At 75.8% G+C, this 11713-nt stretch carries 12 protein-coding genes; 5 read left to right on the plus strand and 7 right to left on the minus strand.

Going from position 1 to position 11713, the window contains the following annotated elements; all coding sequences use genetic code 11:
- Nucleotides 1–67: 67 nt before the first annotated feature.
- Nucleotides 68–1087: a SpoIIE family protein phosphatase gene (locus A4R25_RS08905; protein WP_064446528.1), complete on the plus strand. Its 1020-nt coding sequence runs from the start codon at nucleotides 68–70 to the stop codon at nucleotides 1085–1087.
- Between the two features lie 124 nt (nucleotides 1088–1211).
- Nucleotides 1212–2432: a CdaR family transcriptional regulator gene (locus A4R25_RS08910; protein WP_064446529.1), complete on the plus strand. Its 1221-nt coding sequence runs from the start codon at nucleotides 1212–1214 to the stop codon at nucleotides 2430–2432.
- Between the two features lie 25 nt (nucleotides 2433–2457).
- Here the strand turns inward: A4R25_RS08910 and A4R25_RS08915 are convergent, their stop codons facing one another.
- A complete protein-coding gene (locus A4R25_RS08915) occupies nucleotides 2458–2688 on the minus strand; it encodes a hypothetical protein (RefSeq protein ID WP_043324761.1) in 231 nt (76 codons plus the stop codon).
- A gap of 363 nt (nucleotides 2689–3051) precedes the next feature.
- Here A4R25_RS08915 and A4R25_RS08920 point away from each other — a divergent pair, with 363 nt between their 5' ends.
- Genes A4R25_RS08920 through A4R25_RS08930 form a run of 3 tightly spaced genes read left to right on the plus strand, consistent with a single transcriptional unit; the run spans nucleotide 3052 to nucleotide 5205 of the window.
- Nucleotides 3052–3891: a rod shape-determining protein gene (locus A4R25_RS08920; RefSeq protein WP_064446272.1), complete on the plus strand. Its 840-nt coding sequence runs from the start codon at nucleotides 3052–3054 to the stop codon at nucleotides 3889–3891.
- A gap of 2 nt (nucleotides 3892–3893) precedes the next feature.
- Nucleotides 3894–4208 carry a TraR/DksA family transcriptional regulator gene (locus A4R25_RS08925; protein ID WP_030501973.1) on the plus strand — a complete coding sequence of 105 codons (315 nt, stop codon included), beginning with the start codon at nucleotides 3894–3896 and terminating at the stop codon, nucleotides 4206–4208.
- 49 nt (nucleotides 4209–4257) lie between these two features.
- Nucleotides 4258–5205, plus strand: coding sequence for an acyltransferase domain-containing protein (locus A4R25_RS08930; protein WP_064446273.1), 948 nt, complete (start codon nucleotides 4258–4260; stop codon nucleotides 5203–5205).
- Here the strand turns inward: A4R25_RS08930 and A4R25_RS08935 are convergent, their stop codons facing one another.
- From A4R25_RS08935 to A4R25_RS08960, 6 genes are all read right to left on the minus strand, one after another.
- Nucleotides 5206–5754, minus strand: a complete 549-nt coding sequence (locus tag A4R25_RS08935; protein ID WP_043324764.1) for an adenylate kinase — start codon at nucleotides 5752–5754, stop codon at nucleotides 5206–5208. It abuts the gene before it with no gap.
- A 46-nt stretch (nucleotides 5755–5800) separates the two neighbouring features.
- Nucleotides 5801–7024, minus strand: coding sequence for a multidrug effflux MFS transporter (locus A4R25_RS08940; RefSeq protein WP_043324765.1), 1224 nt, complete (start codon nucleotides 7022–7024; stop codon nucleotides 5801–5803).
- 264 nt (nucleotides 7025–7288) lie between these two features.
- A complete protein-coding gene (locus A4R25_RS08945) occupies nucleotides 7289–9433 on the minus strand; it encodes a 2-oxo acid dehydrogenase subunit E2 (protein ID WP_064446274.1) in 2145 nt (714 codons plus the stop codon).
- Complete coding sequence (locus tag A4R25_RS08950; protein ID WP_043324767.1) at nucleotides 9430–10332, minus strand: thiamine pyrophosphate-dependent dehydrogenase E1 component subunit alpha; 903 nt, start codon at nucleotides 10330–10332, stop codon at nucleotides 9430–9432. The genes A4R25_RS08945 and A4R25_RS08950 overlap by 4 nt, the downstream gene beginning before the upstream one ends.
- Nucleotides 10329–10568 carry an acyl carrier protein gene (locus A4R25_RS08955; RefSeq protein WP_223201113.1) on the minus strand — a complete coding sequence of 80 codons (240 nt, stop codon included), beginning with the start codon at nucleotides 10566–10568 and terminating at the stop codon, nucleotides 10329–10331. Before A4R25_RS08955 ends, A4R25_RS08950 begins: the two co-directional genes overlap by 4 nt.
- Nucleotides 10565–11575 carry a 3-oxoacyl-[acyl-carrier-protein] synthase III C-terminal domain-containing protein gene (locus A4R25_RS08960; protein ID WP_064446275.1) on the minus strand — a complete coding sequence of 337 codons (1011 nt, stop codon included), beginning with the start codon at nucleotides 11573–11575 and terminating at the stop codon, nucleotides 10565–10567. Before A4R25_RS08960 ends, A4R25_RS08955 begins: the two co-directional genes overlap by 4 nt.
- Nucleotides 11576–11713 lie beyond the last annotated feature (138 nt).

Genomic DNA, 11713 nt, shown 5'->3' on the forward strand with positions numbered 1-11713 from the left:
GTAAGGAGTGAGGTTGGGTCTCGGCCGGTACGGCGGGGGCCCCGATAGAGTGGTGGGCGTGCTGCCGATGCGAGCCGCCCTGGCGGGCACCACCGGGAACGCGGTGCTGATGGGCGTCGCCGAGGTCGGCACCCCGATCGGCTGGGTGCTGCTGCCCGGCCTGCTCGGCGTCTCGGCCCGGCCCCGGGTGGCGGCACTGGTGTCGGCGTGGGCGGGCGTGCTGGTGGTGGCGTCGGTCCTCGTACCGGTGATCCCCGGCCACCGCAGCGACCCGCAGGCGCTGCTCGCCTCCACGCTCAGCCTGACCGCTGTGCCCCTGCTGGCGTGGGCCCGCCGACGGACCCGGACCGCGTCGGTGACGCGCGCCGCCGGGCCCACGGACGTCGCGGTCTTCACCGTGCCGGCCGGCCCGGGAAGCGCCGCGCTGGCGGTCTGCGGCTCGCCCGGCGAGATCGGCGCCGCCGTCCCGCTGCGCGGCGGCGGGCTTCTCGCCCTGGTCGGCACCGTCACCGGCGCCGCGCTGGACACGCCCGCCGGGCGGCGGGCGATCGAGCAGACGTTCCGCCGGCACGCCCGGCCGGCAGCGTCGCCGCAGCGCCTCGCCGGGGTGCTCGACCAGGCGGTACGCGACCTCGCCCCGGCGGGTCACCTGCGCGCCACGATCGTGCGTGTGGACCGGTCCGGCGCGGTGGAGGCGGCGCGCTGCGGCTCGCCCGACCTGATCACCGTCGCCGCAGACCGGGCCGCCCTCGCCGGAGTGCCGGCCGGTCCGGCGCTCGGGTCCACTCGACCGGCCGGGTCCCCTGCCCGGGCCGGCTCTGCTGCCCGGACTGGCTCTGCTGCCCGGGCCGGGTCCGCGTCACCGGGCGGGGGCGCGACGCCGTCGCCGGTCACCGGCCGGCGGGTCGCCGTGGTCGCCGCCGCGTTCGCCGACGCGCACGGCGAGCGCTGGGTGCGCGTACTCGATCAGGTGGCGGCCGACGACGACCCGGCGGGGGCGGCGCGGCGCCTGACCCGCGGCCCCCGGGGTGGGCGGCGGACCGGTCCGGCGCTCGTGGTCGACCCGGGCCCGCCGTCGCGGGCATGACGCCGGGCGCGCCCGCTCCCGGACGGACCGCGCGGGCCGGTCGCGCCCGACGGCGCCGGACCCCCGGCCTACGCTGGGCGCAGTGGGCCGGCATCGGGTGCCGGCCCGGCACGGGGAGACCGCGATGACCGACAACGTCCGCCGGCCGGCGCCGGCCGCGGGCGGCGAGGACGAGCAGTGGCTGGCCGAGGTGGCCCGCGCGGCGAGCGCCGACGCCGGTGGCGTACCTGTGGAACTGCTCGGCGACTACCTGCGGCTGCTGACCGACGCGGCGGTGACCGGCCGCCGTCCGCGCCGCGCCGAACTCGACGCGGTGGGCGCCCTCGGCCGGCGCGCAGCCGAGCAGGGGGTGTCCGCCGGACGCGCGGTACGCCTCTACCTGTCCGCGGCGCGGCGGGTGTGGCGGCAGTTTCCGCACCTGGACCGCTCCGACGACAGCGAGGCGGTGCGCGCCGCCGCCGACGCCGTGCTGCAGGTGGTCGACACCGCCGTCGCCACGCTCGCCGAGGGCTACGCCGTGGCCAGGCGGGAACTGGTCCGGCGGGAGGAGTCGCTGCGCCGGGAACTCGTCGACGACCTGCTGCGCGGCGACTCCGACCTCGGCGGGCTGGTGGAACGGGCCGAGCCGTTCGGGCTCGACCTCGCCCGCGTACACCAGGTGGCGCTCGCCGCGCCCGGTCGCCGCCTGCCGGACACGGAGGCGGCGATCAGCGCGCTGGAACGGGCCGTGTTCGACCGGCTGGGCGACCGGGACGTGCTGGTGGCCACGAAGGAGGGGCTGCTCGTGGTGATCGCCCCGGCCGACCCGGTGGCCACCGACCGGGGCCGCGGGCCGGCCGGCAACCTGGGCACGCTGATGCACGGCGAGCTGGACCGCCTGGTGCGGGGCCGGCCGTGGCAGGTGGCGGTGGGCCGCCCGCACCCCGGCGTGTACGGCATCGCCCGCTCCTACGAGGAGGCGCGGGAGGCGCTGACCACGGCGCGGCGGCTGCACTCCGAGACGTCCGTGATCGACGCGCACGACCTGCTCATCTACCGCGTGCTGCTGCGCGACCAGCCGGCCATGGTGGACCTCGTCCGGGCGGTGCTGACGCCACTGGCCCAGGCGCGCGGCGGCGCCGAGCCGCTGCTGGACACGCTGAACGAGTACTTCGCCTGCGGCGAGGTGAGCACCGAGGCGGCCCGGCGGCTGCACGTCTCCGTCCGCACCGTCACCTACCGGCTGGCCCGGGTCCGGGCGCTGAGCGGGTACGACCCCGCCGACGCACGGGACCGGTTCACGTTGCACGCCGCCGTCCTCGGCGCGCGGGCGCTGGACTGGCCGCGCAAGCCGCTGCCGGCGTGACGCTCAGGCGCTGTCGGCGTGACGCTCAGGCGGGAACGGCCACCAGTTCCGGGAAGCCGAGCAGGTTCGCCAGGGCCGACGCCTCGTCGCGGGTGAGGCTGAGAGCCACCATCCGGTCCGGGTCGTCCGGGTCGTCGTGGACGATGTCGCGCCGGCCGCCGGTCTGGTAGTCGATCACTCCGATGCGGCGGCCCTCGTCGGTGGTCAGCGTGTGCCGGACCCCGATGCCGGGGAGGATCGTGCGTTCGATGATCACGGGAACCTCCTCACGTCAACCATAGCTCCGGGGGGTACCCGGACCGGTTGTCCAGTGACCGGCAATCATTCGGCCCTTTGTTGGCCGGTCGTGCGCAATGCCGAGCGCCGCATTCCGGGCGAAGCTGGAGGTCCGAGGCGGTACCCGAGTAGCGAGGAGGTGGTGACCATGACCCGCACGTCGATGGCTTCACCACCGGTGTTCGCCGGTTTCGTCGCGTCCCGGTCCGCGAGCGGCGACCCGCGGCGCGCCTGAGCCCCGGCCGCCGGCGCCGTCGAGCGAATACCGGCCCCGGCCCCCGGCCACGCCCCTCCCCCGCACCGTCCACCGCCCGGTTGGGCACCTGATCCGAAAGAGGTCGGTATGCCGCATCCCGTCACCGTCGTCCGTTCTCCGGCGCGTACCGGTCTGCTGATCGGCCGCTCCCACACCACCCGCCCGCCGGTGGGCGCCGACGCGGCGCCGATCGCCGTGGACCTCGGCAGCAGCCTGCTGCGGATCTGGCTGGGTCCGGGCCGGACGCTGAGCGTCCCGCTCGGTCACGGCCTGCGCAGCCCGGTCGTGCGGCGCGGACGGATCGTGGACGGTCCGGCCTGCGTCACCGAGCTGCGACGCATCCTGCGTGACCACCGCGCGGCGGTACCGGTCGGCGCGCTCGTGGTCGCCTGCCGGCCGGTGCTGGCCGCGCCGGCCGAGCAGGAGGCGACGCGCCGCGTGCTCGCCGCCGTCCTCGCGCCGTCCCGGCTGCTGTTCCTCGACAGCGTCCGGGCGGGCGCCATCGGCGCCGGCGCCGCCGCCGGCACCCTGCTGCTCGCCGACATCGGCGCGCAGCTCACCGAGGTGGCGCTGCTGGAGGACGGCCGGGTCGTCGCCGCCCGCCGCGCCGAGGTCGGCACCCGCGACCTGAACCACGCGACGACCGCCGGCATGCTCGCCGACGCCGCCGCCCGGCTGGTCCGTGAGCTGCGGCAGGACCCGGCGCTGCGGCCCCTGGTCCGCACCGCCCTGGCCCGCGGCGCGATCGTCATCGGCGACGGCGCGACCCGGCCGGACGTGACCGCGCGCCTGGTCGCGAGGCTCGGCGCCGCCGTCCACCGCGCGGCCTCACCCCGGACCGCCGCCCTGACCGGCGCCGGCATGGCCGCTGTCTCGGCCCTGCGCCACCCGCACGACACCCAGCGCCGCCCGGAAAGGAGCGCCTGATCATGACGCACGCCCTGAACGACCGCACGGACACCCTGCGGGAACTGCTGGACCGGCAGTTCAACGAGTACACCGACCAGCTCACCGAGCTGACGCTGCACACGCGGCAGCCCGACCACGGCGGTCACGACCCGGACACCCTGCGCCGGCTGATCGAGGCCGCGCGCCAGGGCGTCGCGGACACCGCCCAGGCGCTCAAGCGCATGTCCGACGGCACGTACGGCGTCTGCGAGCGCTGTGGCCAGGACATCCCGACCGCCCGCCTGGAGATCCGCCCCGCGGCCCGCTTCTGCGTGCCGTGCCAGCAACGGCGCTGAGCACCGCACGGGGCTGTCGGCGCGCGCGCCGGCCGGTAGCGTCGTCCCCATGGACGTGGACGACGTCGCCGGCCGGCTCGGCGTGCCCGCCGAGGAGATCGACCGGGTGCGCCGGCTCGCCGGCGACCGGCCTTCCGCGCCGCTGCCCGCCCGGGCGGACGCGCCCGCGCTGCTGCGGCGGCTCGCGGTGCGCCCCGACGACGCCGCCGAGATCATGGCGGGCTGGCCGGACCCGGAGTCCCCACTGTGGACCCCGGAGCTGCGCTGGCTGCTCGACCGCTCGATCGCCCTGGTCCGGGCCGACCTCGGCGGCTTCGCGTGGCTGCCGCCGGGCCCGGCGCTGCCCCGCGACCGGGGACCGGCCTGGCGGCACCTCTACGCCTACGCGTACCTGGCACTGGTCGACGTCGTGCGGGCGTACCACGACGACCACGGCGTGCCCGACGAGGTTTCCTGGGCGACGCTCGCCGACCTGGGCAACAACCTCGCCGTCGACCGGCGGATGCACGGTGAGGGCTGGCCGGTCATGCAGGCATGGCTGACGCTGCACGCGCGCGGCGGCCTCTACGAGCTGGGCCGCCTGCAGCACCAGCGCGGCGACACCGGCGCCCTCGACCTGCACATCCCCGACTCGGGGCCGCTGACCCCGGCGGCGGTCGACGCGTCGCTGGAGCGGGCCCGGGCGTTCTTCCCGCGCCACTTCCCCGACGAGAGCTACACCGCCTTCTCCTGCGGCTCCTGGCTGCTCGACCCACAGCTGAGCGAATACCTACCGGAGGACTCCAACATCGTCCGGTTCCAGCGGCGGTTCACGCTGGAGCCCTACCAGCAGATGGACGGGCTGGACGGCGACGTCGAGGTGCTGCGCTTCGTCTTCCGCAGCCTGAACACGCCGCTGGACCGGCTGCCCCGCCGCACCGTCCTCCAGCGCGCGGTCATCGACCACCTGCGGGCCGGCCGCCACTGGCAGTGGCGTCGCGGCCGTTTTCCGATGTAGTCACGTCCCGCGCCGGTCCGGCACCCGGCTGCCGCGCGCCAGCCAGTCGTCGAGGGCGGCCGGGTCGGTGAACAGCAGCACCGGCGGTCCGGCCGGGTCGGCCGCCCAGGCCCGCAGGCGCCGGCGCGCCCGGCCGAACCCGGTGACGTGCCACACCAGCACCGAGTCGAGGGACAGCACGCTTCCCCACGACTCCCGGTTGCCGTTGCAGATCTCCTCGCCGCTGGCCAGCCGCTGCCGCGTACGCCGCAGCAGCCGCCGGAACGAGACCCCGCGCGGGTAGTCCAGGCCGATCACCAGGTCGGCGCGGCCGAGCACCACGTCCCGCCAGCCGTGGTAGGCGCCGTCGAGGATCCAGCGGTCACGTCGGCAGATCTCCGCGATCCGCCGTCGCTGCTCGGCGACCGGCACCTCCACCCAGCCCGGCTCCCAGAGCAGATCGTCCACCGGATACCAGGGCAGGCGGTAGCGCTGCGCCAGCAGCGCGGCCAGCGTCGACTTGCCGGACCCGTGGATCCCCTCGACCAGGATGCGGGCCGGGGCGGTCATGGCAGCAGCGTAGGCGCTGCCCGCATCCCGCGCGCCGGGCGGTCCGTCAGTGCGCGACCGCGACCGCCGGATCCGCCTCCAGGCCGGCGAGCTGCGACGGCCGCACCACGACCAGCAGCACCGCCAGCGCCGCCACCATCCCGCCGGCCACCACCAGCGCCATCGCCACCGCGCCGGTGCCGAGCACGCCCACCAGCGGCGCCGCCACCGCGCCCACGCCGAACTGCACCGCGCCCAGCAGGGCGGACGCGGTGCCGGCCGCCTCGCCGTGGCGGGACAGGGCCAGCGCCGGGGCGTTCGGCATGGCCAGACCCGCCGCCGCCAGCACCAACCACAGCGACACCAGCAGCGCGGGCAGCCCGCCGAAGCCGGTCGCGGCGAACACCAGCAGCGCCAGCCCGGCCACCGTGCCCCCCGCCAGCGAGGCCACCAGGATCCACTGGGAGGAGTAGCGGCGCAGCAGCCGCACGTTGTACTGGGTCGCGCCGATCAGGCCCACCGCGCCCGCCCCGAACGCCAGCCCGAACTCCTGCTCGTTGAGGCCGTACCCGTCCTGGAGGACGAACGACGAGCCGGCCACGTACGCGAACAGCGCCGCCATGGCCAGGCCGGCCACCAGGACCAGGCCGACGAAGACGCGGTCCCGCAGCAGCCCGCCGTAGTTCATCACTGTCGCCACCACTCCGCCGCGCTGGCGGCGCGCGGGCGGCAGCGTCTCCGGCAGCGCGAGCGTGGCCAGCACGACGAGCAGCACCCCGAAGACGGCCAGGACCACGAACACGCCACGCCAGTCCGTCCACCGCAGCACACCGCCGCCGAGCGTCGGGGCGAGGACCGGCGCCGCGCCCATCACCAGCAGCAGCCGGGACAGCATGGTGGCGAACGCCGACCCGCTGAACAGGTCGCGCACCACCGCCATCGCGACCACTGCGGTCGCGGCGACGCCGAGGCCCTGCACGACCCGCAGGACGCCCAGGACGGCGACGTTCGGGGCGACCACGCACAGCGCCGAGGCCACGATGTGCAGCAGCAGACCGGCGATCAGCGGACGGCGCCGCCCGACCGCGTCCGACAGCGGCCCGATCAGCAACTGGCCGACGGCGAGCCCGGCGAGCGTCCCGGTGAGCGTCAACTGCACCGCCGCCGACGTGGTCGCGAAGTCCGCCACGATCGCGGGCAGCGCGGGCAGGTACATGTCGATGGTCAGCGGACCCACGGCGATCAGCGAGCCGAGGACGAGCACGAGCCTCAGGCGCTGGCTGCGGCTCATCAGGTCACCCGGGGTGGGCGTCGGGGTGGCATCGGTCGTCTGGGGCGTCCCGGCCCGGTCGTGCGACCGGGCGCGGGAGGGTGCGGCACTCACACAGTGAGTCAAATGCGCCCCCGGTGATCACATTCCCGTCTCGGCGAGAGGTAACGCAGGTCACGCGCCTGCCCACCGGTGCGGCACGCCGCCGGGGCCGACGTCGCTGCCGGCGCCGGACGGGGACGAGGCGGCTGCGACGACCGCACGGCGGCCGATCCGGGGTGCCGGTCAGCGTTGCAGCACCTCGCCGAGCGCAGCCAGGTACGCCCCGGCCTGCGCCCCGTTCACGAGCCGGTGGTCGTACGCCAGCCCCAGGTCCGCCACCGCCCGCTCGCGTACCCCGCCGTCGCCGTCGAGCACGACCTCGCGGTGCACGTCCGGCACCGAGAGGGCGCAGGTGACGCCGGGCGGGATGATCGGCCGGGACACCGTGACGCCGGGTGTGTCGTTGAGCGCGACCAGGAAGTTCATGCCGGCCATGTCCTCCTCGCGGAGCCGGCCGCGCAGCGCCTTCATCCGCAGCGCGACCACGGCGTCAGCGAGGTCGCCGAGGTCCAGTCCGGCCGCGTCGCGGATCACCGGCAGGAACAGTCCGGTGCCGACGTCCACGGTGAGCCCGATCGACGGCGCTTCCGCGTCGACCACCAGCCCGTCGCCGGTGAGCCGGGCGTAGAGGGCACCGAACCGCTCGTGCAGCGCGGCCACGGCGGCGATGACGACCTCGGTCAGGCCGACCGTGGCGCCGGTCTCGTCGGCGGCGCGGCGGGCATAGGCGAGCGCTGCCGTCACGTCGACGCGCACGGCGGTGAAGGCCACCGGGATCTCCCGGTGCGAGGTGGACACCACGTCGGCGATGCGGCGCTGCGCCGGTGGCAGCGGCCGTCCCGGCGTCGCCGTCCGCGTCCCCACGGCCTCCACCTGCTCCGGGTACGCCGCAGCGGGCGAGCCCAGCGGCTCTGGCGGGGCGGGCACGGCCGACTCGGGCAGGATCCGGCCGATGGGAGCGCCCGGGGCGCAGTCGGCGCCGGCTGCCACGTCCTGACGCAGCACGCCGGCCCGCGTCGCCGCGAGTTCCTCGATCGCCTTGGACGTCTCGACCGCCGCGACCGGCTCGCCGGCCTCCACCGTGGCGCCGTCCGCGACCAGCCATTCCAGCAGCACGTAGCTGTCGTCGTTGGGGTTGAGCCGCGGTACGTCCACCGGGACGCCCGCCTGCGCCGCCGTCGTCGGAGCGGAGGGCGGCGGATCGACGGGTGACGGATCGGTGCGCGGAACCGGAACCGCGCCGGGCACGCCCGGAGACACGCCGGCCGGAGTCGCCGGGGCGTCAGCCGGTCCGCCCCGGTCGCCGGTCGTCACCGGCGCGGCGGGCAGGCGCATGATCCGGTCCAGGATCGCGTCGGTGCCGAGCAGCACCGCCTGTTCCAGGTGCGGCGCGGACGGGATGACCCGGTCGGCGGAGCTGACCAGCTCGACCGGGCCGCGCAGCAGCGGCCACGCCTCGGCGTGCAGGCGGGCCGCGACCTCGCTCCCCCACGTGCCGCCCGCGGTGCTCTCCTCGGCGACGATCACGCCGTGCGCGCCGGCGAGCAGGTCGCGCAGGCCGTCCACGTCCACCGGGTAGAGCCGCGCCGGGACCAGCACCTCGACCGTACGTCCCCGCTCGGCGGCCCGCGTGGCGGCGGCGATCGCCCGGTTGGCGACCCCGCCCGGCGCGATGACGAGCGTCGGCGCGCCGGTGGCGTCCGGGTCGTGGACGCGGGCCCAGTTGCCGTCCGCGCCGCGCAACTCGAAGGCGAGGCGGTCGTCGACGCGGCCGTCCACGTACCGCCGCTGAGTGTAGAGGATCTTGTCCTCGAACAGCATCGCCGGTTCGTCGCGGCGCAGCGCGGCGGCCAGCACGTCGGCCGCGTCGTGCAGCGGGGACAGCTCGTACAGCGCGAGGTGCGGGATGCCGATGAAGTGCTTCTGCGGGCTCTGGCTGTGCGTCGCGCCGTAGCCGCGCCCGCCGCCGACCGGGCAGCGGATCACCACCCGCATCGGGGTGCGCTCGCCGTACATGGCGACGGACTTGGTGATCAGGTTGAGGATCGGGTCGAAGGCGAGACCGGCGAAGTCCCCGAACATGATCTCGACGATCACTGTGTCGCCGCACAGCGCCAGGCCACCCGCGACGCCGGTGATGCCGTTCTCGCTCAGCGGCGTCGACAGCACCCGGTCGGGGTAGGCGGTGGAGAGGCCCTGGGTCACCTTGAACGCCCCGCCGTACGGGTCGGCGACGTCCTCCCCCAGCAGCCAGGCCCGCTCGTCGGCGGCGAACAGCGCGTGCAGGGCACGGTTGAGGTTGCGGCTCACCCGTTCCGCGCGCGTCACGCCGCCGCTCCGCGCGCGAGCGGCCGGGCCAGCACCTCGGCCGAGACCTCCGCGACCCGCTGCCGGGCCCGCGCGTCGGCGGCCGCGAACCGCTCCGGGTACGCCTCGGCGTACCGCTGGAGCCAGTCGAGGCGGCGCAGCCGGTCGAGTTCGTCGGCGGGCCGGGTGTCGTCGCCCTTGCTGTGCGGGCCGAGCCGGACCGTGTGCTGCACGAGCACGTGCGGCGTCCGGGTGGCGCGGACCCGCTCGACGTGCGGCGCGGCGGCGGCGCGTACCTCGGTGAGGTCGAACGAGCCGGACTCGCTGACGGTGATGCCGAACCCGGCGACCCGGCCGGCGATGGTGCCGGCGAGCTGCGCGGTGGTCGGGGTGGACTGGGCGATCCGGTTGTGCTCGACCACGACGAGCAGCGGCACCCGCCACAGCGCGGCCATGTTCAGCGCCTCGTAGACAGCACCCTCGCCCCAGGTCCCGTCGCCGATGTACGCCACCACGATCGCGTCCTGCCCGGTGCGGTTGAGGTGCAGTCCCACGCCGACAGCGGCGGGCAGGCTCTCCCCCTGCACGCCGGTGGACAGGAACCGGTCCCGGCGCAGGTGCTGGCTGCCGCCGTACCCGTGGCACACCCCGCCGTCGCGGCCGAGTAGTTCCGCCAGCAGGCCCTCCGGGTCGCCGCAGTGCGCCAGGTAGTGCCCGTGTCCGCGGTGGTTGCTGAACACGAAGTCCCCGGTCAGCAGTGGGGCCAGCGCTACCGGGACGTACTCCTGGCCGAGGCAGGTGTGCGTGGTGCCGGCGAGGTGACCGTCGGCGTACAGGCGCAGCAGGTGCTCCTCGAATCGGCGGATGAGCAGCCCCGCGTCGAGGTCGGCGTCGTCGAGCGGGGCCGGCGCGGCGCTCACTCCGGCACGCCCCGCTGGGCGAGCAGCGCGCGCAGGTCGCCCACCGACCGCACGGTCCGGATCTCCCGGGGCGTCAGCGAGATCCGGTACGCGTCCTCGACGGCCACGACGATCTGGAGGTGACGCAGGCTCACCCACGCGGCGGTGGTCGCGGGACCGGTCTGCGCGTCGACCTGGTCGACGGGCAGTTCCAGCACGTCGGCGACGAGCCGCACCAGCCGGCTGGACATGCTCATACCTCGATGATCGTACAGGCCCAGTGGGTGCCCCGGCCCAACGAGATCAACGCGACCCGGTCGCCGTCGCGCAGCTCACCGGCGTCGAGCAGGCGGCTCAGCCCGAACAGTTGGTCCGCCGCGCCGAGATGCCCGTACTCGGCGGCCAGTGCCCGGTTGGTCCGCTCCGGCGGCACCTTGTGGGCCTCGGCGAGCGACGTCATGGCGCGTTCGTTGTCGGCGACCAGGATCAGCCGCGCCAGGTCGGCGACGGTGACGCCGGCCCGCTCGCAGGCGCGTTCGGTGACCCGCACCATCCGCTCGTCGAGGTGGCGGGCGTACTGCGCGAACTGCTCGGGGTCGTAGTCGAAGAACTCCATCACGTGCCACACGTCGCGGGCGGCCGGCGGCTCGGCGCCGGGTGCGAACGGCGCCGCGGCGCCACCGCCGTCGAGCCGGTAGAACCCGGCGTAGCGGCCGTCGGTGGCGGCCTCGGTGACCTGCCACCGCAGCCGGGGGTGCCCGCGCCGGGCCACTGTGGCCACCGCGCCGTCGGAGAACACCATCGGCTGGGTCTCCATCCGGTTCCAGTACGCCTCGCAGGTCCGGTTGGCCGCGATCACGAGCGCGGTGTCGTACTCCGGGTGGGTGGCGAACTTGCCGGCGACGGTGTCGAGGCTGAGCACGCCGGTGGTGCACGCCTGGGTGAGCAGCACCGCTTCGGCGCCGGCCGCGCCGAGCCGGTACGCCAGGTCGGCGGCGGCGTCCCAGTAGAGGTGTTCGGTGAGGTCGGTGACGGCGAGCACCAGCAGGTCCACCCGCGCGGCGGGCAGCGTGGCGGCGTCCAGGGCGCGGCGGGCGGCCCGCTCGGCGAGGTCGGTCAGGCCGACGTCCGGCGCGGCGCGGTGCACCCGCCGGTAGCCGTAGCCGAGGACGCGGTTGACGTCGTCGGTGTACTGCGCCACCACGTCGGCGACGGGCGCCGGGTCGCCGAGCGCCTCACCGAAGGACACCAGCCCGAAGCTCATGCTCGACCGTCCCGCCGCAGATCCGCCGCTGCTTACCATTCCCCCATGCCCCGAGAGCATCTCACGTCCCTGCCCGGAACCCGTTGGCACGTATGGCGTTCCGCGTTGCTCCGGTCGGCCGGTTTTCCAGCCGGCGGG

This window comes from Micromonospora sp. NBRC 110037 (assembly GCF_001652995.1).
In the GTDB taxonomy this organism is placed as follows: domain Bacteria; phylum Actinomycetota; class Actinomycetes; order Mycobacteriales; family Micromonosporaceae; genus Micromonospora; species Micromonospora chalcea.